Here is a 21,469-nt window from a genome sequence, read left to right on the forward strand (position 1 = left end):
GGCTACCGCATCGTGCAGGCAAATGCACTACGCGGAAAGTCTGTCGGGGCGGTGCCCGGCCGGGACGCGACCTGCGCGCCCGGCGGCTCCGTTATACGGTCATCGGGTTGGGCTTGTTCGGATCGAGGTTGTACTTCTTCAGTGCCTCGGCCACCTTTTCGCGCGGCAGCACGCCTTCATCGGCGAGTGCCTTGAGCGACGCAACCGTCACCCAGTAGCGATCCACCTCGAAGAAGTGGCGCAGCTTCTCGCGGGTATCCGAGCGGCCAAAGCCGTCGGTGCCCAGCACCACGTAGCGACGCGGCACGAAGGCGCGGATCTGCTCGGCGAAGGTACGGACGTAGTCGGTCGATGCGATGACCGGGCCGCGTGCGTTCTTGAGCAGCTTCTCGACGTGCGACTCACGTTGCGGTTCGGTCGGGTTGAGCAGGTTCCAGCGCGCGGTGGCGTTGCCTTCGCGGGCCAGCTCGGTAAAGCTCGGGCAGCCCCACAGGTCGGACTCGACGCCCCAATCCTTCTTGAGCAGCTCGGCGGCAGCGATCACCTCGCGGAAGATCGTGCCCGAACCCAGCAGTTGCACGCGCGGTGCGTTGCTGTTCTCGACGCCCTTCTTGAACTGGTACATCCCCTTGATGATGTCGGCCTCGACACCCGCCGGCATTTCCGGGTGTTCGTAGTTCTCGTTCATCACCGTCAAGTAGTAATAGACGTCTTCCTGCTCGACATACATGCGGCGCAGGCCGTCTTGCATCACCACCGCCAGTTCGTACTGGAAGGTCGGGTCATACGAGATGCAGTTCGGGATGGCAGCGTGGTACACGTGCGAGTGGCCGTCTTCGTGCTGCAGGCCTTCGCCGTTCAGCGTGGTGCGGCCAGCGGTGCCGCCCAGCAGGAAGCCACGCGAGCGCATGTCGCCAGCAGCCCAGCAGAGATCGCCGATACGCTGGATGCCGAACATCGAGTAGTAGATGTAGAACGGGATCATCGCCACGCCATGCGTCGAATACGACGTGGCGGCCGCGATCCAGTCGCACATGGCGCCGGCTTCGTTGATGCCTTCCTGCAGCACCTGACCCGTCTGCGATTCCTTGTAGAACATCAGCTGGTCGTGATCCTGCGGCACGTACTTCTGGCCTTCCTGGTTCCAGATACCGACCTGGCGGAACAGACCTTCCATACCGAATGTGCGCGACTCATCCGGCACGATGGGCACGACGTGCTTACCGACGTTCTTGTCCTTCAGCAGGATGTTCAGAATGCGCACGAAGGCCATCGTGGTGGACACTTCGCGGCCTTCACCGGTGGCCTTGAGCAGCGCGTCGAATGCCGACAGTGCCGGCACTTGCAGCGGGTCCGCCTTCTGACGACGGGCCGGCAGGTAGCCGCCCAGGTCCAGACGGGCCTTGCGCATGTATTCGAGTTCCTTCGAGCCTTCCTCGAACTTGACGTACGGAACCTTCTCGAGCTGGTCGTCAGCCACCGGGATGTTGAAGCGATCGCGCAGCTTGCGGATAGCGTCCACCGGCATCTTCTTCTGCTGGTGGGCGATGTTCATCGCTTCGCCGGCTTCGCCCATGCCATAACCCTTGATGGTCTTGGCGAGGATGACGGTCGGCTGGCCCTTGTGGTTGCTCGCCGATTGGAATGCCGCGTAAATCTTGTGCGGATCATGGCCGCCGCGGTTCAGCGCCCAGATATCGTCGTCGGACCAGTCGGCCACCATGGCCTTGAGTTCCGGCGTGTTGAAGAAGTGCTCGCGCACGTAGGCGCCGCTCTTCGACTTGAAGGTCTGGTACTCGCCGTCGACGCATTCCATCATGCGGCTCATCAGCAGGCCCTTGGTGTCGCGCGCCAGCAGTTGATCCCAGCGGCTGCCCCAGATCACCTTGATGACGTTCCAGCCGGCACCGCGGAATTCGGACTCCAGCTCTTGAATGATCTTGCCGTTGCCGCGCACCGGGCCGTCCAGGCGCTGCAGGTTGCAGTTGATCACGAAGACGAGGTTGTCCAGCTTTTCACGGCCGGCCATGCCGATCGCGCCCAGCGATTCCGGCTCGTCGGTTTCGCCGTCGCCCAGGAAGGCCCAGACCTTGCGGTTTTCCCAGTTCTGGATCAGGCCACGGCTGGCCAGGTACTTGGTGAAGCGCGCCTGGTAGATCGCCATGATCGGGCCCAGGCCCATCGACACGGTCGGGAACTGCCAGAAATCCGGCATCAGCCACGGGTGCGGATACGACGAGATACCGTGGCCGTCCACTTCCTGGCGGAAGCTGTCGAGCTGGTTTTCGGTCAGGCGGCCCAGCAGGAAGGCGCGCGAGTACACGCCCGGCGCCGAGTGGCCCTGCACGAAGACCATGTCGCCGCCGTGCTTGTCCGACGGGGCGTGCCAGAAGTGGTTGTAACCGACGTCATACAGCGTGGCTGCCGACGCAAACGACGAGATGTGGCCACCGACGTTGGTGTCCTTGTTCGCGCGCAGCACCATCGCCATGGCGTTCCAGCGCGTGTACGAACGGATGCGGTGCTCGATTTCCTGGTCGCCGGGAATGCGGTCCTGGTTCTCGACCGGAATCGTATTGATATAGGGGGTTTCTGCGTGCAGCGGCGAGGTCACGCCGTTGATGCGCGCGTACTCGATCTGCTTATCTAGGAGGAACGCCGCGCGCTGCGGGCCTTCCGCGCCGATGACGCCTTGCAGCGCCTCCAGCCATTCCTTGGTTTCCTGGGGATCGACGTCGCTGGCGCTCGTGGCGCCCAGGACTTGTTCTGGTACGGCCGACATGGCGGTCTCCTTGGTAGCAGTAACGGTAGGTGCGTCTCTTTAGATTGGGGGTACCCCAACTTTTGCGCTGATTCTATGGGCACCCGCAAATGCAGCACAAGCGGAATTTTCAAATTGCGATATGGTTTTTTATAATGCGGAATATTGTGGCACTGCAAAACAAATCACTTTTAACGCTGCAGCGCAGCATTTCCCTGCTGCCGAAATGTGCGTCACCAAGCGGTTTCCCCAAGCGACCAGCAGGTTAATTGCCGTTACACTTGGTTTTGCGCAGTTGCACAGATGTCCACACCTTTACCTCCGCAGAATTCCGGCGTTCGTCCGCCCATCATGCTTTCCCCCCGCCACGCCCAGCAGGACCCGGCCCGGTCGTCTGAACTGTCCGAATTGTCCGAGCCGCCGACGCCTGCCGCGCCTGCCTCTGTACACGCAGCAGTGCCCGCGCCCGAGCTGCCGCCCGATGAAGGCTCGCGCCCCAACGTGCCGCGCCGCCTGTGGATGACGCGCCTGAGCCGGCTGTGGACGACCAACTGGTTCATGTTCATTCCGCTGGTGGCGATCGTCCTGTTCGCCGGCGCGATGATCTTCATCCTGTATCAGTTGCACGCCACCGAGGTGCAGCAGCAGCGCGACGCCCTCTACCGCGATGCCGCCTGGGCCGAGCAGAAGGTGCGCTTGTCCCTGCAGAGCAATCAGGATCAGGTCGCTGCGCTGGCCCGCGACATTGGCGCCGCGCAACTCGACCCGAGTGCCTACCGCGACGCCGCGCGCCAACTGCTGCGCGAGAACCCCGAGTTGGTCTTCATCAACTGGCTAGACGCCACGCGCCGCCCACGCTGGGCCTTCCCGGCCAGCTCTGAGTTCGTCACCCGGGTGCGCGAGACGCGCGATCACCCGCTCGAAGCCGAGATCCAGTCCGCCTATGACGCCGCGCGTGAGACGCAGCGTGCCGTCTATTCCCGCCCGATCCAGAATGAGCGCGGCGAGAGCTTCATGCTGATGGAAGTGCCGATCGTGCGGGACAACGAGTTCCTCGGCACGGTGGGTGCGATGTACTCGGTCACGGGCATCCTCACGCAACTGCTGCCGGGCGAGTTGACGGACCGCTACCGGTTTTCCCTGGTCGACAAGAACAATGTGATCCGCGCCAGCACGTCGCTGCGGCCGGTGCCAAAAGCTGCGGCCTCGTACGAGGTGCTGCTGGACCCGCCGGGACACTCGCTGTCGCTGCGGGCCGAGGCGTATCCGGCGCCGTCCAACCTGCCCAACAACATGCTGATGTGGCTGGTGGCGGGCCTGTCGTGCTTCGTGATCTGGAGCTTGTGGAGCGTCTGGCGACACACCAGCCGCCGCTCGGAAGCGCAGCGTGCCCTGCTGGCGGAAACCTCGTTCCGCCGCGCCATGGAAAACTCCATGGTGATCGGCATGCGCGCGCTCGACCTCAACGGCCGCATCACCTACGTCAACCCCGCGTTCTGCCGCATGATCGGCTGGACAGAGGCGGAACTGGTTGGCCGCATGCCGCCCTTCCCGTACTGGCCGCCCAACGAAATCGGCGAGATGCAGAAGCACATCGAGTTGACCCTGCGCGGCAAGGCCCCGGCCAACGGTATGGAACTGCGCATGATGCGCCGCGACGGCACGAGCTTCTATGCGCGGATGTACGTTTCCCCGCTGATCGATGCGCGTGGCCGGCACACCGGCTGGATGAGTTCGATCACCGACATTACCGAACCGAAGCGCGCGCGCGAAGACCTGGCCGCCGCGCACGATCGATTCACCACCGTGCTGGAGAGTCTGGACGCCGCCGTCTCCGTGCTCTCCACCGACAAGGCCGAGCTGCTGTTTGCCAACCGCTACTACCGCCAGCTGTTCGGCTGGGAGGCGTTCGGCCATCTGCAGCTCTCTGGGCAGGATGTCAATACGGAAGACGTGTCCAGCGATGCGCTCGACATGGTGGACGGCTACGCAGGCCTGCCCGCCTCCGAGTTGACACCGCATGCTGCCGATGCGCGCGAAATCTACGTCCCAGCGATGCAGAAATGGTTTGAAGTGCGCCGCCGCTACATCCAATGGGTGGACGGCCATCTCGCGCAGATGCAGATCGCCACCGACATCACCGTGCGCAAGGCCGCCGAAGAAATGACGCGCCAGCACGAAGAGCGCCTGCAGTTCACCAGCCGCCTGACGACCATGGGCGAGATGGCATCGTCGTTGGCACACGAGCTGAACCAGCCGCTGGCGGCCATCAACAACTACTGCATGGGTGCGGTCGGTCGCCTGAAGAGCGGTCGCAGCACGGCGGAAGAACTGATTCCCGTGCTGGAGAAAACCTCCGCCCAGGCGGTGCGTGCCGGCACGATCATCCAGCGCATCCGCGGCTTCGTGAAACGCAGCCAACCGCAGCGGCGCGAATCGGATCTGCGCGACATCGTGGCCGATGCCGTCGGCTTGGCCGAGCTGGAAGCCACGCGCCGCGGCATCACCATCCTCACGCGCCTGCCGGCGGAGCTGCCGCATCTGTATGTCGACCCGGTGCTGATCGAGCAGGTGCTGGTCAACCTGCTCAAGAACGCCGCCGAAGCCATGGCGGCCCACCCGCGCCTGCGCGCCGCGAGCGTCCTGCGCCTGCACGCCAACCTGATCGACGACCCGGAAAACTCCGTGCTGATCGAGGTCATCGACCAGGGCCCGGGCGTGGACGACAGCACCAAGGAACGCCTGTTCGAGCCCTTCTTCAGCACCAAATCCGACGGCATGGGCATGGGCCTGAACATCTGCCGCTCCATCATAGAATCCCACCTCGGCAGGCTCTGGGTAGAAAACAATGCCGATGGCATCGGCTGTACGTTTAAAATCATCCTGCCGCTGAATCCGCTGTAATCCGCTGTAAATCGTTTTTAAAACAGAACGTAGACCGAGGACTCTCCATGAGCACAACGCCCACAGCAGTTGCTCCGCGCAACGAAACCGTGTTCGTCGTCGACGACGATGAAGCCATGCGTGACTCATTGACGTGGCTGCTCGAGGGCAACGGCTACACCGTGCGCACCTACCGCAGTGCTGAAGAATTTCTCGTGGACGACAAGCGCGCCGAAGGCGTCGGCTGCCTGATCCTCGACGTGCGCATGCAGGGCATGAGCGGCCCCGAGCTGCAAGACCGCCTCATGGCCGAAAACAGCCGCCTGCCGATCGTCTTCGTGACCGGCCACGGCGACGTGCCGATGGCGGTGTCGACCATGAAGAAAGGCGCGGTCGACTTCATCGAAAAACCGTTTGACGAATCGGAACTGCGCGAACTGGTCGAGCGCATGCTCAGCAAGGCCCGCTCGGAAGACTCCGCCGCACGCGAGCAGAAGGCCGCCAAGGACCTGCTTGGCCGCCTGACCACGCGTGAGCAGCAGGTCCTGGAGCGCATCGTTGCCGGCCGCCTGAACAAGCAAATCGCTGACGATCTGGGTATTTCCATCAAGACGGTGGAGGCGCACCGCGCCAACATCATGGAAAAGCTCAACGTGAACACGGTCGCCGACCTGCTGCGCCTGGCACTCTCGCGCAATAGCTGATTCATTTTGTGGGCCGGTTGTGAGCAACCCGGGCGGCTGGAAGAGAGGCGCCGATTTATAATTGCGGTTTGCCCTCTCCCTCCTCCGCCCAGCCATGACCGCCCAACTTATTGACGGCAACGCGCTTGCCAAGCAACTCCGCGCCGAAGCCGCACAACGCGCCGCCGCTCTCACCGCGAGCGGCCACCAGCCCGGCCTGGCCGTCATCCTTGTCGGCGAAGACCCGGCCAGCCAGGTCTACGTCCGCAACAAGATCAAGGCATGCGAAGACAACGGTTTCCTGTCCGTCTTCGACCGCTACCCCGCTGACCTGACCGAAGCCGACCTGCTCGGCCGCATCGACGCCCTGAACCGCGACCCGCGCATCCACGGCATCCTGGTCCAGCTTCCGCTGCCCAAGCACATCGACAGCCACAAGGTGCTCGAAGCCATCGCACCTGAAAAGGACGTCGACGGCTTCCACGTGGCCAACGCCGGCGCGCTGATGACCGGCGCCCCGCTGTTCCGCCCGTGCACGCCGTACGGCTGCATGAAGATGCTGGAATCGGTCAACTACCCGGTGCGCGGCGCCAACGCCGTGGTGGTGGGCGCCTCGAACATCGTCGGCAAGCCGATGGCGATGCTGCTACTGCAGGCCGGCGCCACGATCACGATCTGCAACAGCAAGACGCGCGACCTGGCCGCCCACACGCGTGAGGCCGACATCATCGTGGCCGCCGTCGGCCGCCGCAACATCATCACCGCAGACATGGTCAAGCCGGGCGCCGTCGTCATCGACGTGGGCATGAACCGCGACGATGCCGGCAAGCTCTGCGGCGACGTCGACTTTGCCCGCGTGAAGGAAGTCGCGGGCTACATCACCCCGGTGCCGGGCGGCGTCGGCCCGATGACGATCACCATGCTGCTGATCAACACCCTGGAAGCCGCTGAACGTGTTGCCGCGGGAGCCTCGCTGGCGGCGTAAGCTTCACCTGATCCTGTTGGAATTGAGAAAAGCGTCCCAACCTGATGGATCGGACGCTTTTTTTGTCCCCGATTTTTCCTACTGAGCCCGCCATGACCGACATTTCGCTCCAAGCCAACAATCCGCTGCTCGATTTCTCCGGTCTGCCGCGCTTTGCGGATCTCCGCCCCGAGCACATCACGCCGGCCATCGACGTGCTGCTTGAGCGCGCAGCGGCGGCCGTCGCCAAGGTCAAGGACCCGGCCACACCCGCCGCCTGGAATACCGTTGTCACCGCGCTGGAAGACGCCACCGAGCCGCTGGGCCGCGCCTGGGGCATCGTCAGCCACCTGAGCGCCGTGGCCGACACGCCCGCGCTGCGCGAGGCGCACGCCGCCAACCTGCCGCGCGTGACTGAATTCTGGTCGGGTCTGGGCCAAGACCTTGAACTGTTCGAGAAGTACAAAGCCATCGCGCAAGGCGCCGAATACGCCACACTAACTTCCGCGCGCAAAAAGCTGCTCGACAACGAACTGCGCGGCTTCCGCCTGGGCGGCGCCGAATTGCCGGAAGACCAGAAGCCGCGTTTTGCCGCCATCCAGGAACAGCAGGCGCAACTGACCAAGGCCTTCAGCGACCACGTGCTGGATGCCACCAATGCCTACGCCCTGCTGATCGACGACGAAGCCCGCCTGGCCGGCCTGCCCGACGACGCCAAGCAAGCCGCGCAGGAAGCCGCCCGCCGCGACAACCCAAACGCCACTGGCTGGAAGTTCACGCTGCACTTCCCGTCGTACTTCCCGGTGCTGCAGTACGCAGACGACCGCGCGCTGCGTCGCACGCTGTACGAAGCCAACGTGACGCGCGCCTCCGAGCTGGCCGCCCAGTACGGCGGCGGCAAGGCGGAGTGGGACAACACTGCCAACATGGCCGAACAGCTTGCGCTGCGTACGGAAGAAGCCCACATGCTCGGCTACCGCAACTTTGGCGAGGTCTCGCTCGTGCCGAAAATGGCGGATTCGCCGGAAGACGTGCTGCGCTTCCTGAGTGAACTGGCCGACCGTGCCCGCCCCTTCGCCGAGAAGGATTGGGAAGAGCTGCAGGCGTTCGCCAAGACCACGCTCAGCATCGACAAGCTCGAACCATGGGACATGGCCTACGCCTCGGAAAAACTGCGTGAGGCACGCTATGCGTTCTCCGAGCAGGAGGTGAAGCAGTACTTCCCCGAACCGGCGGTGCTGGATGGCCTGTTCAACGTTGTGCAGACGCTGTTCTCGGTCAAGATCCGCCCCGAAGAAGCTGCGGTGTGGCATCCGGACGTGCGCTTCTTCCGCGTCGAATCGGCACAGGGCGAACTGCTCGCGCAGTTCTACATCGACCTGTACGCCCGCGACGGCAAGCGCGGTGGAGCCTGGATGGACGACGCGCGCGGTCGCAAGGCGTTGGCTGATGCACGTGTGCAAACCCCCGTGGCCTACCTGACCTGCAACTTCTCCGGCCCGGTCGGCGACAAACCCGCGCTGTTCACGCACGACGAAGTCATCACCCTCTTCCATGAATTCGGCCATGGCCTGCACCACATGCTCACGCGCGTGGATGAGCTGGGCGTGTCCGGCATCAACGGCGTGGAATGGGATGCGGTGGAGCTGCCCTCGCAGTTCATGGAGAACTTCTGCTGGGAGTGGGAGGTGCTCTCGCGTATGACCCGCCATGTGAATTCCGGCGAACCGCTGCCGCGCAAGCTGTACGACAGCATGCTGGCTGCGAAGAACTTCCAGAACGGCATGATGACGCTGCGCCAGATCGTGTTCTCGACGTTCGATATGCATCTGCATACGGATTTCGACCCGAAGGGTTCGACGTCGGTGCTGGAGCTGTCGCGCCAGGTCAACAACCGCTTCCACGTGGTGCCGCAGGCCGAGCTGTCACGTTGGCCGAATACGTTCAGCCACATCTTCGCAGGTGGCTATGCGGCGGGCTACTACAGCTACAAGTGGGCTGAGGTGCTGTCGGCAGATGCCTACGCGGCATTTGAGGAAGCCAGCAAACTGAACGGCACGGTGCTGGACGCTGAAACCGGCGCGCGTTACCGCCGTGAAGTGCTGGAAGTGGGTGGCAGCCGCCCGGCCATCGAATCGTTCACCGCCTTCCGAGGTCGCGCGCCGAGCATCGATGCACTGCTGCGCCACGGCGGCATGGTGGCGGAAGCGGCCTGACGTTCTACGTTGCAAGAACAACGCCGCTTCGCGCGCAAGCCGAAGCGGCGTTTTTTATTGAGCGAGGCGGAAATCGACATGCGCTGGCCGGCCCGGCAGTGACAGCGTTGCATGCGGCGCCGGCGTACGAGCCACCACTTGGCCTCGCCGCATGACCAGCGTGCGCGTTGCGCGCAAGCGGATCGCCTCGATCGGGTCATGTGCATCCAGCACCACCAGGTCTGCATGGCACCCCGGCGCGATGCCGTAACGCTCCAGCCCCAGGATGCGCGCGGGGGTTTCCGTCACCGCTGCAAAACACTGGCGCATGGCGTCCTGCCCGGTCATCTGCGCGACGTGCAAACCCATATGCGCAACCTCCAGCATGTCGCCAGAGCCCAGGCTGTACCACGGGTCCATCACGCAGTCGTGGCCAAAGGCAACGTCGATACCGGCCGCCAGTAGTTCCGGCACGCGCGTCATGCCACGCCGCTTCGGATACGTATCGGACCGCCCCTGCAGGGTGATGTTGATCAGCGGATTGGCAATCGCTGCCACACCCGCCTCGCGCATCAGCGGCAGCAGCTTGCTGACGTAGTAGTTGTCCATCGAGTGCATCGACGTGAGGTGCGAGCCAGCCACGCGGCCTTGCAAACCCAGGCGCTGCGTTTGCGCAGCAAGTGTTTCGATATGGCGCGAGAGCGGGTCATCGGACTCATCGCAGTGCATATCGACACGCAAGCCGCACTCGGCAGCGAATTCGCATAGCAGCCGAACAGACTCGGCACCATCCGCCATCGTTCGTTCGAAATGCGGGATGCCGCCGATCACATCCACGCCCATGCTGACAGCGCGCTTGAGGTTGTCGAAGGCGCCCGGGCTGCGCAGCAAACCGTCCTGCGGGAAGGCGACAAGCTGCAGATCTAGATATGGCGCCACCTGCCGCTTGACGTGCAGTAACGCCTCGACGGCTAACAGACGCGAGTCGCACACATCCACGTGGGATCGGATTGCCAGCAGACCGCGTGCGACGGCCCAATCGCAGTAGTGCAAGGCGCGTTCGACCAACGCCTCTTGCGTAAGCGTTGGCTTGAGTTCGCTCCACAGCGCGATACCTTCAAGCAGCGTGCCGGACTGGTTCACGCGCGGCAAACCGTACGACAAGGTCGCATCCATGTGGAAGTGCGCATCGACGAACGGCGGACTGACCAGCGCCCCGGCCGCGTCGAACTCCTGCGTGCCGCGCGCAGGCAACTGCGGCTGCACGGCCTCGATCCGTCCAGCGGTGATGCCGATGTCGATGCCAGTACGCCCGTCGGGCAGATTGGCGTTGCGAATCACGAAATCCATGCAGGCTCCTTATGCAACATGGGTGCCAATCTACCGCAAGCGGCTGATGGCGGCGGCATGGGCGCTTGATGGCACAATATCGCTCGATTTGGACGGTGCCGCGTGGATGTGCCGTCGCTACTAGATTTGCAAGGAATAATCCCCCATGCGCGCCGCTACTTGGAACGTCAACTCCCTCAAAGTCCGCCTGCCGCAGGTGCTGCAATGGCTGGCCGAGCGCGAGGCTGACGGCACGCCCATCGACCTGCTCTGTCTGCAGGAACTCAAGCTGCCCGATGACCGCTACCCGCTGGCGGAACTGGACGCCGCGGGCTATACATCGCTGTTCACGGGCCAGAAGACCTACAACGGCGTCGCCATCCTCGCACGCAAGGCTGCCGTGCCCGAGGGCCGCGATGTGGTGAAGAACATTCCCGGTTTTGCCGACGACCAGCAGCGCATCGTGGCGGCCACGTATGACGTGGCCGGCGGCCCGGTCCGCGTGATCTCGGCCTACATCCCGAACGGCCAGGCGCTCGATTCCGACAAGTTTGTCTATAAGCTGCGCTGGCTTGAAGCGCTGCAGGCATGGCTGACAGCCGAGATGGCAGTGCATCCGCGCCTGATGCTGCTGGGCGATTTCAACATCGCCCCGGAAGACCGCGACGTGCACGACCCGAAGAAGTGGGAAGGCCAGAACCTGGTGTCGCCGGAAGAACGTGCGGCGTTTCGGGCGATGGAAAGCGCCGGGCTGGTCGATGCCTTCCGCATGTTCGAGCAGGAAGACAAGCTGTTCTCTTGGTGGGACTACCGTATGTTCGGCTTCAGGCGCAACGCCGGTCTGCGCATCGACCACATCATGCTGTCGCCCGAGCTCGCCAAGCTGTGCGAGTCGTGCCATATCGACAAGGTGCCGCGCGGTTGGGAGCAGCCGTCCGACCACACGCCCGTGGTCGCAGCCTTGCGCGACGCATAAGGCGGCACCGGCATGGCATCCACCTTCAAGCACCGCAATCTGCCGCATCTGCTGCTGCGGGCACGCGAGACGTTCATGGCGCGCTTTCGGCCGATCCTGCGTGAGCACGGCATCACCGAGCAGCAGTGGCGCGTGCTGCGTACGCTCAACGACACCGGCGACATGGAGCCCAACCAGCTCGCCGATGCGTGCCTGATCCTCAGTCCGAGTCTGACCCGGATGCTGGCGGCGATGGAGCAATCCGAGATGATCGTGCGCACGAAGTCGTCGGTGGATCAGCGACGGCAGGTGATTTCGCTCACGCCCAAAAGCCGCAGGTTCCTGGCCGATGTGGAGCCGCAGGTGGATGCGGAGTACGCGCGCATCGAGGCTCAACTCGGGCGCGCGAGGCTCGATTCGCTCTATGCCGCCATCGACGAATCCATCCAGGTGATGGAAACACACACGCCGATGTCGCGCTTCACCGGCGACGAGTAACGCCCCTTAGTAGACGCTGCCGCCCGCCTGGGGCTTGGCGCCCTCGCCCTTAAACGCCTGCGCGAGTTGCTCGGCACTGCGGGCCAGCAACGTCACGTCCGTTCCGACGGCGACAAAGGTCGCCCCAAGCGACAGGTAATGCCTGGCCTGCGCCTGATCGGCCGACAAGATGCCTGCGGCTTTGCCCGAGGCCACAATGCGGCGGACCGCATCGTCGATCGCCTTGCGGACTTCCGGATGGCCGGGCTCGCCCAGATGGCCCATGGATGCGGCCAGATCGCCTGGACCGATGAACACGCCATCCACGCCATCCACCGCAAGAATTGCATCGAGATGCGCCAGGCTTTCGGTGGTCTCCACCTGCACCAGCGTGCACATCTCCGCGTTGGCGCGGCGCAGGTAGTCGTCAACGCGATTCCAGCGCGATGCGCGTGCCAGCGCACTACCGACGCCGCGAATGCCCTCGGGCGGATAACGCATCGCCTCGACAGCCGCACGGGCTTCGTTTGCGCTCTGCACCATCGGCACCAGCAGCGTCTGCGCGCCGATGTCCATCAGGCGCTTGATCTCTACAGCATCGTTCCAGGCGGGCCGCACGATCGGGTGCGACGGATACGGCGCGAGGGCCTGCAGTTGCGCGAGCGTCGACTCCAACTGGTTCGGCGCGTGCTCGTTGTCGACCAGCAGCCAGTCGAAGCCAGCCCCCGCGACAATCTCTGCCGGATACGGGTGCGTCATCGCCAGCCACAGGCCGATCTGCGGGCGGCGCTCAGCCAACGCGCGCTTGAAGTGGTTCACCGGAAGCTGCATGACGGGGACATCCTTTGAGCGTTAAACGAAATGGCAGGCGATGCTGCCAAGCGGGCCATAGTCGCAATGGAATGTATCACCAGGGCGCGCGGGCACCGGGCGCGTGAACGAGCCGCCCAGGATAACCTGCCCCGGCTCCAGCGCCACGCCGTGCGGCGCCAGCTTGTTGGCCAGCCAGACCACGCCGTTGGCAGGATGATTCAGCACGCCCGCCGCCACGCCGGTCTCTTCAATCACGGCATTACGCGAGAGGATGGCACCGACCCAGCGCAAGTCCACATCGCGCATGCGGATTGGCCGGCCGCCCATCACCACGCCGGCATTGGCGGCGTTGTCGGCAATCGTGTCGAACACCTTGCGCGGGCGACCGCTGTCCGGGTCGATCGACTGTGAACGCGCATCGATGATCTCCAGGGCGGGAATCACGTGGTCCACCGCGTCGTACACATCGAACAGTGTCACCTCTGGCCCTTCCAGCCGCTTGCCGAGCACGAAGGCGAGTTCCACCTCCACGCGCGGCACGATGAAGCGACTGGCTGGAATCTCACTGCCCTCGGCAAAGAACATGTCGTCGAGCAGTGCACCATAGTCGGGCTCGTCGATCTGCGAGGACTGCTGCATCGCGCGCGACGTCAGGCCAATCTTGTGGCCCTTCAGGCATCGCCCTTCGGCCAGTTTCATCGCCACCCAATCGCGCTGGATGGCATAGGCATCGTCGATGGTGATGTTGGGGTGGTCGAGTGAAACCTGGCGGATCTGCTTGCGGTCGATCTCAGCCTGGTGCAGGCGGCGGGCAATGGTCTGGATGGTGGCGGTATCGAGCATGGATCAGGCTTTGCGAAAACGCGCGTGGATGTTGTTGTGCTTGTAGCTGCCGCCCTCGTCGAATTCGGTCAGCTCCATCGAGAGCGCCAGGTAGCGACGGGCAAAGGCTTCTGCGAAGTGCACCTTAATGGCGTCGAACAGCGCATCGCAGGCGGCCTTTTTGATCTCGGGCGTGCGGCCCGCGCCGATCTTGAGCGTGACATGGACGAAAGCGTCGTCTTCCTTGCCATCGGCCACACGGTAATCCGTCAGCTTGATGGCACGCGAGCGGATGCCACCGGTCGGGAACACGCCGTTCTGCGCAATCAGTGTCTCGTTGATCGTCTGCAGGAGTTGCGGGATGCGGGCGTCGTCGCCCAGGTTGTCGGTGTATTCAACGATGACGTGCGGCATGGTGGTCTCCTGCTCACACTCGATCCGGCAGCGGGAAGATCGCATTGATCTGGCCGGTACCGGAACTGGGGAAATAATCGGTGATGACTTCAATGCCCTTGTCATAGGCATCCCAGCCAAGCAGGCCGAGCAGCATGGCGGTGTCATGCATGCCGCCCTCGCCTTCGCACAGCGACGCGTATTCGGGCAGCATCGCGCAGAAGGTCTTCCAGTCACCCTGCTTCCACAAGTCCACCACGCGCAGGTCGACCTGCTTGAAGAACTCGCGGCTGATCTGGTGGATGGACTCTTCGGGGCTGCCGTTGTCGTTGAAGCGGTGCGAGAGCGATCCACTGGCGAGAAACGCGACGGTGCTGTCACTGGCCTCGATGGCGTCGAGCAGCGCGGCGCCGAAGCGGCGGCTCTCGTCCAGTTTGTGCCACGCACACCAGCCGGCAATCGACACGACCTCGAAGTGCTGGTCGCTGTTCATGTAGCGCATCGGCACCAGCGTGCCGTATTCGAGTTCGAGGCTGTCAATCTCGTGAGCGCGCGTGAAGACACCCCGCGCCGTTGCCGTCTCGGCAATCAGTCGGCCAAGCGCCGGATTGCCCGGATACGCATACCGCATGTCCTTGATGAAATGCGGCAGCTCGTTGCTCGTGTAGATGCCCTCGAAGCGCGCGTTGCAGTTGACGTGATAGCCGGCGTTGACCAGCCAGTGCACGTCGGACACGACGATGGTGTCCACCCCCAGATCACGGCAGCGCTGCCCGATGATGCGGTGCCCCTCAATGGCGGCCGCCCGACAGCCGTGATGCTTGCCGGGTAGCTCCGACAGATACATCGACGGTACGTGGGTAATCTTCGCGGCCAAGGCCAGCTTGCCCATGGTGTCTCCTTCCGCCCTTGTCTTGGTTTGTCTGGTGGCGCGTTGGGTGCCCGATTAAACGCCCCAGCGCGGGATATGGTGACTGCCCATTGAAATGCAGACGTTCTTGATCTCGGCAAACACTTCCAGACTGTACTCGCCACCTTCGCGCCCAGTGCCCGATGCCTTCACGCCGCCAAACGGCTGCCGAAGGTCACGCACGTTCTGGCTGTTGACGAACACCATGCCCGCCTCGATGCCGCGCGCCAAGCGGTGCACCTTGCCTACGTCCTGTGTCCAGATATACGAAGCCAGGCCGTATTCCACGTCGTTGGCGAGCCTCAGGCCATCAGCTTCATCCTTGAACGGGATCAGACAGGCCACGGGACCAAAGATCTCTTCCTGCGCCACACGCATGCGGTTGTCGACGTTGGCCAGCACCGTCGGCGCGACAAAGTTGCCGTTCTTCAGGTGGTCAGGCAGGCCTACCGGCTTGTCCGGGCCACCCGCCAGAATCCTGGCGCCCTCCTGCTCGCCCAGGCGGATATAGCCCGTGACCTTCTCCCAGTGGGCACGCGTGATCATCGAGCCAACGTTGGTCTTCTCATCCGCCGGATCGCCCACCACGAGGCGCTTGGCGCGCTCGGCGAACTTGCGCACGAAGTCGTCGTACACGTTCTCCTGCACGAAGATGCGCGAACCGGCCGTGCAACGCTCGCCGTTGATCGAGAAGATGGTGAAGAGCGATGCGTCCAGCGCACGGTCCAGGTCGGCATCGTCAAAAATCAGCACGGGCGATTTGCCGCCCAGCTCCATCGAGAATTTCTTCAGACCGGCACGCTCCATGATGCGCTTGCCGGTCGCCGTGCCACCGGTGAACGACACCACGCGCACGTCGGGATGACGCACCAGTGCATCGCCAGCCGTAGCGCCATAGCCCTGCACAACGTTCAGCACGCCCGGTGGAATGCCGGCCTCCAGCGCCAGCCGGCCAAGCTGGTCCGCCGTCAGCGGCGAGAGCTCCGACATTTTCAGCACCGCCGTATTGCCCAGCGCCAGGCACGGCGCGACCTTCCATGTCGCCGTCATGAACGGCACGTTCCACGGCGAGATCAGCGCACACACACCCACCGGCTGATAGAGCGTGTAGTTCAACATCTGGTCATCGACCGGATAGGTGCGGCCGTTGATCTGCGTGCACACCTCGGCAAAGAAATGGAAGTTCTCCGATGCACGCGGAATGAGCTGCTTGCTCGTCTGCGCGATGGGCAAACCGGTATCCATCGTCTCCAGCGCGGCCAGGTGCGGCACGCTCTGCTCGATCAGCTCGCCCAGGCGGCGCATCAGCTTGGCGCGTTGCTTGGCCGGGGTATTGGCCCAGGCGGGGAATGCGGCCTTGGCCGCGGCCACCGCCGCGTTGATCTCCGCCTCGCCGCCCGAAGCCACCTCGCCAATCGCCTCACCCGTGGCTGGGTTGGTGGTGATGAAACGCTCGGCGCTGTCGACTTGCCGGCCGTCGATCCAGTGTTTGACGGGGTCCATGCTGACGGCATGCATGCGCGTGTTCATGCGGGCTCCTTGCTCGGTTGTTCTGCGGCGATGGTGCTGACCAGTCGCCCAATGCCCTCGATTTCGGTGACGACCTCGTCGCCGGGTTGCGTATCGGCCAAACCCTCGGGTGTGCCGGTCAGGATCATGTCGCCCGGCGCGAGGGTCATAAAGCTGGAGAACCACGCAATCAGCGCCGGGATGTCGAAGATCATGTCGCGCGTGCTGCCGTCTTGCGTCACACGGCCATTGACGGTGGTGCGCAGTGCGAGGTTCATCGGGTCGGGCACGTCATCGCGATCCACCAGCCACGGGCCGATGGGCGTGCATGTGTCGCGGCTCTTCACGCGCAGGTTCGGGCGGTAGTAGTTCTCGAGGTAGTCGCGGATCGCGTAGTCATTGGCCACCGTATAGCCGGTAACGACCTCGTAGGCACGTTCGCGCGGCACATTGCGCGCAGTCTTGCCGATCACCACCACCAGCTCGCACTCGTAGTGCATGAAGGCCACGCCGGTCGGGCGCACGGTATGGGCGCGATGGCCGATCAGCGTGTTCGGCCCCTTCAGGAAGGCGAGCGGCTCCTCCGGCGCCTTGAAGGCCAGCTCCTTCGCGTGGTCGGCGTAGTTCAAGCCCAGCGCGAAGATCGTGCGGGGCTCCACCGGTGGCAGCCAGACGACTTCCGTTTCGTGTAGCACGCGGCCATCGGCCAACTGCAGGCGGGTGTCGTCGCCGGGCATGGCGATGGCTTGATGGATCGCGCCATCGTAGGCTATGCGTGCGCGCTTCATTTCGAGGCCTCCTGCGCGTGGCCAGCCAAGCGGATCGTCAGCGTGCCGATGTGGGCGATGTCGATGTCAATGCGGTCACCGGCGCGCGCCAGTGGCGGGTTCTCGGGCATACCGACAAGCAGTACGTCGCCGGCTTCGAGCGTCATGAAGGCGGTCACATCGGCCAGCATTTGCGCGATCGGGCGTACCAGCGTTGCGGTGGACGCGCGCTGCTTGATCTCGCCGTTGATGCGCACGGTGATCTCCAGCGCGTCTGCATCGGGCACATCGCCTCGATCCACCACCCACGGGCCGATCGGGCAAAAGCCGTCACGGCACTTGTGGCGGATCGCCGGGCGGTAGTAGCTGGCATGCGGTACCGTCAAGTCATTGACGACGGTGTAGCCGGCAATGCATTCGTAGGCCCGTGCGGCGCTCACACGCGTGGCGGTGCGGCCAATCACCACGCCCAAGCAGGCGCCAGCCCAAACCGCGTCAACGTCAGACGGCAAAACAACATCACGGTCATGGCCGACATGCGTGTTGGCCGGCTTGATATACAGGATGGGTGCGTTGGGTGGTGCCTGGTATGGCGGCACGGAGAGCGCATCGCCCAACGCCGCCAACTCGCCACGGTAGTTCAGCAATGCGCCGACGACCGTGCCCCCAACCGGTGGCAACCAGTGCTGCGCGGCGCCCGCTTCAGCCTCTCCAGGCGCCGCTGCCCAGGCGATATCGTGCGCCTGGCCATCTGGCGATACCACTCTGCCTCGCCGCATCCATGTCTCCTTGGCTTTGGAGCGGCATCCGCGCCGCCCATTTAATTAACATGTTAATAATCTAACCAGATCACAACTCTGTCAAGTCGGGAAACACTGGAACATCGGCAATGAAAAAGCCGGTCACGCGGACCGGCTTTTTCAGAACGGTGGACGTGTATCCACCACGCGGGCATATCGGACACGCCGATGCCTGCAGAGGCAATCGACCACACTCAAGCCACGGCGATATGCACGCGCTTGACCACGACCGGTTGCGGCAAATCAGTCAACCCATGAGACCGCTGCACGCCGTCGGCAATGAGCACGCGCGCGGCATCCTGGATCCGATCCTGGCCGGCCTCAAAGGCCGCTTGAAGCGACAACACCTGATCACCTTCCAAGCCTTCCCAAAGGGCCTCGCGCGTTGCCACGCAAGTCACCTTTTCGCCGTCGACCAACGCGTCGAACAGCAGGCCTTCGTTGTTGATGTCGTACGCCTCTTTCTTTTCGAACTTGATTTCCATCGTCAAAGCCCTCCGATTGCAATGGACAACAACGCACACGCTGTTGCGTGGAAACCGTGCGGGGGGGCCGGCACGATTCCGTCAAACATTGTGTCTGACTGCGAGATTTATTTTAACCATAGCTTGCGCTGCGCGTGCGAACCACATCGTCAAAGCAGGAGGACCCTGACAAGGGCTCTAGCTCGCCATCCGAGGCTGTATCAGGGCTCGCACGCCCTTCGCCATAGTTATGCTTTTTTGTCAGGACCGCGAGCGCCACCCGACTAAGCAATGCGGGAGCCACATGCAAAGCCCGTGCCGACATGCAGGCCAGGAGACCATCATGCGCATCCAAGCACACCGTTTGCGACACTTTCATGTCAGCGCAACACTGACATTGCTTGCGCTGACAAGCGCTTCGCTTCCCACGCACGCCGCCGATTGCGCGGCGCTGCACGTTCAGAGCCCGCCGCACACGGTTGCGGTTGTTGAACTCTATACATCCGAAGGTTGTAATAGTTGCCCACCGGCTGACCGCTGGTTAAGCCGCACGCCAGTCGATGCGCGACACTGGATTCCGCTCGCACTGCATGTCGACTATTGGGACAGTCTCGGCTGGAAAGACACCTTCGGCCACGCGGCCTTCTCAGCACGGCAGCGTGCATTGGGGGACGCCGCAAATACCTCCACGATCTACACGCCGGAAGTGTTCGTCTCTGGCCACGAGCTGCGCCGCTGGGCAGATCACGCCGATTTTTCACAGGCAATCGCGGCGCGCAACGCGTTGCCTGCCACAGCGGATATCGCACTCGACGCCACCACGGCAAACGCGCCGCACACCACGTTACAGGCCCGCGCGCGATTCACACTGCGGCCAAATGCCGCCAGCACCGGCCCAACCATCGCGTGGATCGCCCTGACGCAGAACAGTCTGGTCAGCCACCCGAGCGGCGGCGAGAACGGCGGCGTGGAACTACGCCACGACCATGTCGTAAGGGAATGGATCGGTCCGATCCAATTGACTGGCGCGAGTACGCAATGGCAGGGCGAGATTCCCCTACCTGCCAACGCGCACCCTGCTGATGTGAGTTTGGCCGCCTTCATTGAGCGGCCGCGCGACGCGGAAATCCTGCAAGCGGTCTCCGCGCCGCTATGCCATTAGGCGACCAGGCAATCAGCGCGCCGCGCCAGAAGCCGGAGCGGCACCTTGCTGCGGTGTATGCAGCAGCGAGCGGCGACGCGCGTAGCCGAAGTACACCAGCAGGCCGATCACAACCCAAACCGCAAAGGCGATCCAGGTCACGGCTTGCAGATGGCTCATCAGGAACAGGCACATGCCGATGGCGAGCAGCGGCACCACCGGCACGCCCGGGCAACGGAAACCGCGATGCAGGTCCGGACGCGTACGGCGCAGGACCAGCACGGCCACCGCGATGAGCGAGAACGCTGCCAGCGTACCGATATTGATCAGCTCAGCCAGCACGTTCAGCGGCACGAATGCGGCGATCACGGCAAACACGATGCCGACCACCCAGGTGTTCAGGAACGGCGTCGAATAGCGCGGATGGATGTGCGACAGGCGCTTGGGCAGCAGGCCATCTCGCGACATGGCGAAGATGATGCGGGTCTGGCCATACGCCATCACCAGGATCACCGTGGTCATGCCGATGATGGCGCCCAGATCAACAAAGCCCGCGACCCAGCTTTCGCCCGCCATCTGCAGCGCAAGCGACACGGGGTGATCGACACCCGCGAACTTCGAGAACGGCACGATGCCGGTCATGATGGCGGCCACCACCACGTAGAGGATCGTGCAGACAGCCAGCGAGCCGATAATGCCGATCGGCAGGTCACGCTTGGGGTTGCGTACCTCTTCCGCCGCAGAGGTGACTGCGTCGAAACCGATGAAGGCAAAGAACACGATGGCTGCGGCACCAAACACGCCTTCCATGCCGAACGGCATGAATGGCTGCCAGTTGGCCGGCTGCACGTGACGCACGCCCACGAAGATGAACAGCAGCACCACCGTCACCTTGATCACTACCATGATGTTGTTGGCACGCGCCGATTCCCGCACGCCGAACGACAGCACCGTAGTGATGAGCAGCATGATCACCAGCGCCGGCAGGTTGAACAGCGTCTGCACGCCCGGGATCGCGCCCGGCGCAGCCGTCAGTGCCACCGGCAAGTGCAGGCCGAAGCCTGACAGCAGCGATTGGAAGTAGCCGGACCAGCCCACCGACACAGCGGAAGTCGCCAGACCATATTCGAGCATCAAATCCCAGCCGATGATCCAAGCGACCAGCTCGCCCATCGTGGCATAGGCGTAGGTGTAGATCGAGCCGGATACGGGGATGGTCGAGGCGAACTCGGCATAGCACAGCGCGGCAAACCCGCAAGCCAGAGCGGCAACGATGAACGACAACGTGAGTGCGGGGCCGGCGGTCAGCGCGCCCGTGCCCGTGAGCACGAAGATGCCGGTGCCGATGATGGCGCCGACGCCCAGGAAGGTCAGGTCCATGGGACCGAGGACTTTCTTCAGGCCAGTATCGCTGTGGCCCGTGCGGATCATGTGATCCACGTTTTTGGTACGAAACAAACTCATTGACTGCGTCTCCTGTCTGCGTGCCTCCGTGGGTACGGATGCACTGTCGCGCACGTGTGGCGCGCGGCGGCGGATTTTTGCAAAAAGCGGGCATTTTACCCGTTGGCGATGCCCGCCCTTCCACATCGCCGTAGTGCAG

Annotated in this window: 18 protein-coding genes; 7 read left to right on the forward strand and 11 right to left on the reverse strand. The window is 63.6% G+C overall.

What is annotated here, in order from left to right:
• Positions 1 to 91 precede the first annotated feature (91 nt).
• Complete coding sequence (gene aceE / locus ACS13N_RS16760; protein WP_438932678.1) at positions 92 to 2,782, reverse strand: pyruvate dehydrogenase (acetyl-transferring), homodimeric type; 2,691 nt, start codon at positions 2,780 to 2,782, stop codon at positions 92 to 94.
• A gap of 282 nt (positions 2,783 to 3,064) precedes the next feature.
• Here aceE and ACS13N_RS16765 point away from each other — a divergent pair, with 282 nt between their 5' ends.
• The 4 genes from ACS13N_RS16765 to ACS13N_RS16780 all read left to right on the forward strand — a co-directional run bounded on the left by ACS13N_RS16765 (position 3,065) and on the right by ACS13N_RS16780 (position 9,507).
• Complete coding sequence (locus tag ACS13N_RS16765; RefSeq protein WP_438932679.1) at positions 3,065 to 5,665, forward strand: PAS domain S-box protein; 2,601 nt, start codon at positions 3,065 to 3,067, stop codon at positions 5,663 to 5,665.
• Between the two features lie 47 nt (positions 5,666 to 5,712).
• Positions 5,713 to 6,348 (forward strand): response regulator transcription factor, encoded by a 636-nt coding sequence (locus ACS13N_RS16770; RefSeq protein WP_438932680.1) that lies wholly within the window; start codon positions 5,713 to 5,715, stop codon positions 6,346 to 6,348.
• A gap of 94 nt (positions 6,349 to 6,442) precedes the next feature.
• Positions 6,443 to 7,312, forward strand: a complete 870-nt coding sequence (folD, locus tag ACS13N_RS16775) for a bifunctional methylenetetrahydrofolate dehydrogenase/methenyltetrahydrofolate cyclohydrolase FolD (protein ID WP_438932681.1) — start codon at positions 6,443 to 6,445, stop codon at positions 7,310 to 7,312.
• A 92-nt stretch (positions 7,313 to 7,404) separates the two neighbouring features.
• Positions 7,405 to 9,507 carry a M3 family metallopeptidase gene (locus ACS13N_RS16780; protein ID WP_438932682.1) on the forward strand — a complete coding sequence of 701 codons (2,103 nt, stop codon included), beginning with the start codon at positions 7,405 to 7,407 and terminating at the stop codon, positions 9,505 to 9,507.
• A gap of 54 nt (positions 9,508 to 9,561) precedes the next feature.
• Here the strand turns inward: ACS13N_RS16780 and ACS13N_RS16785 are convergent, their stop codons facing one another.
• On the reverse strand, positions 9,562 to 10,836 hold the full coding sequence (locus ACS13N_RS16785) for an amidohydrolase family protein (RefSeq protein ID WP_438932683.1): 1,275 nt from the start codon (positions 10,834 to 10,836) through the stop codon (positions 9,562 to 9,564).
• Between the two features lie 145 nt (positions 10,837 to 10,981).
• Between ACS13N_RS16785 and xth the strand changes: the two genes are divergently transcribed.
• Positions 10,982 to 11,791, forward strand: a complete 810-nt coding sequence (gene xth / locus ACS13N_RS16790) for an exodeoxyribonuclease III (RefSeq protein WP_438932684.1) — start codon at positions 10,982 to 10,984, stop codon at positions 11,789 to 11,791.
• A gap of 12 nt (positions 11,792 to 11,803) precedes the next feature.
• Entirely contained in the window at positions 11,804 to 12,268 is a 465-nt protein-coding gene (gene hpaR, locus ACS13N_RS16795; protein ID WP_438932685.1) for a homoprotocatechuate degradation operon regulator HpaR, read from the forward strand.
• A 6-nt stretch (positions 12,269 to 12,274) separates the two neighbouring features.
• Here the strand turns inward: hpaR and hpaI are convergent, their stop codons facing one another.
• The 8 genes from hpaI to ACS13N_RS16835 all read right to left on the reverse strand — a co-directional run bounded on the left by hpaI (position 12,275) and on the right by ACS13N_RS16835 (position 18,746).
• Positions 12,275 to 13,078, reverse strand: a complete 804-nt coding sequence (gene hpaI / locus ACS13N_RS16800) for a 4-hydroxy-2-oxoheptanedioate aldolase (protein ID WP_438932686.1) — start codon at positions 13,076 to 13,078, stop codon at positions 12,275 to 12,277.
• Positions 13,079 to 13,099: 21 nt separating this feature from the next.
• Positions 13,100 to 13,903 (reverse strand): 2-oxo-hept-4-ene-1,7-dioate hydratase, encoded by an 804-nt coding sequence (gene hpaH, locus ACS13N_RS16805; protein WP_438932687.1) that lies wholly within the window; start codon positions 13,901 to 13,903, stop codon positions 13,100 to 13,102.
• A 3-nt stretch (positions 13,904 to 13,906) separates the two neighbouring features.
• The gene (locus tag ACS13N_RS16810; protein ID WP_438932688.1) at positions 13,907 to 14,296 is read right to left on the reverse strand and encodes a 5-carboxymethyl-2-hydroxymuconate Delta-isomerase; all 390 of its coding nucleotides are present in this window, start codon (positions 14,294 to 14,296) and stop codon (positions 13,907 to 13,909) included.
• Between the two features lie 13 nt (positions 14,297 to 14,309).
• Entirely contained in the window at positions 14,310 to 15,167 is an 858-nt protein-coding gene (gene hpaD / locus ACS13N_RS16815; RefSeq protein WP_438932689.1) for a 3,4-dihydroxyphenylacetate 2,3-dioxygenase, read from the reverse strand.
• Between the two features lie 54 nt (positions 15,168 to 15,221).
• Complete coding sequence (gene hpaE / locus ACS13N_RS16820) at positions 15,222 to 16,703, reverse strand: 5-carboxymethyl-2-hydroxymuconate semialdehyde dehydrogenase (protein ID WP_438932874.1); 1,482 nt, start codon at positions 16,701 to 16,703, stop codon at positions 15,222 to 15,224.
• An 8-nt stretch (positions 16,704 to 16,711) separates the two neighbouring features.
• A complete protein-coding gene (locus ACS13N_RS16825; protein WP_438932690.1) occupies positions 16,712 to 17,482 on the reverse strand; it encodes a fumarylacetoacetate hydrolase family protein in 771 nt (256 codons plus the stop codon).
• Positions 17,479 to 18,240 (reverse strand): fumarylacetoacetate hydrolase family protein, encoded by a 762-nt coding sequence (locus ACS13N_RS16830; RefSeq protein ID WP_438932691.1) that lies wholly within the window; start codon positions 18,238 to 18,240, stop codon positions 17,479 to 17,481. The genes ACS13N_RS16825 and ACS13N_RS16830 overlap by 4 nt, the downstream gene beginning before the upstream one ends.
• A 215-nt stretch (positions 18,241 to 18,455) precedes the next feature.
• Positions 18,456 to 18,746, reverse strand: a complete 291-nt coding sequence (locus ACS13N_RS16835) for a DUF1488 domain-containing protein (protein ID WP_438932692.1) — start codon at positions 18,744 to 18,746, stop codon at positions 18,456 to 18,458.
• Positions 18,747 to 19,068: 322 nt separating this feature from the next.
• On the opposite strand from ACS13N_RS16835, the gene ACS13N_RS16840 reads away from it, so the two are divergent.
• On the forward strand, positions 19,069 to 19,887 hold the full coding sequence (locus ACS13N_RS16840; protein WP_438932693.1) for a DUF1223 domain-containing protein: 819 nt from the start codon (positions 19,069 to 19,071) through the stop codon (positions 19,885 to 19,887).
• 12 nt (positions 19,888 to 19,899) lie between these two features.
• Here ACS13N_RS16840 and ACS13N_RS16845 read toward each other — a convergent pair whose 3' ends face one another.
• Entirely contained in the window at positions 19,900 to 21,330 is a 1,431-nt protein-coding gene (locus tag ACS13N_RS16845; RefSeq protein ID WP_438932694.1) for an amino acid permease, read from the reverse strand.
• Between the last annotated feature and the right edge of the window lie 139 nt (positions 21,331 to 21,469).

The organism is Ralstonia sp. 24A2 (assembly GCF_051783885.1).
Classification (GTDB): Bacteria; Pseudomonadota; Gammaproteobacteria; order Burkholderiales; family Burkholderiaceae; genus Ralstonia.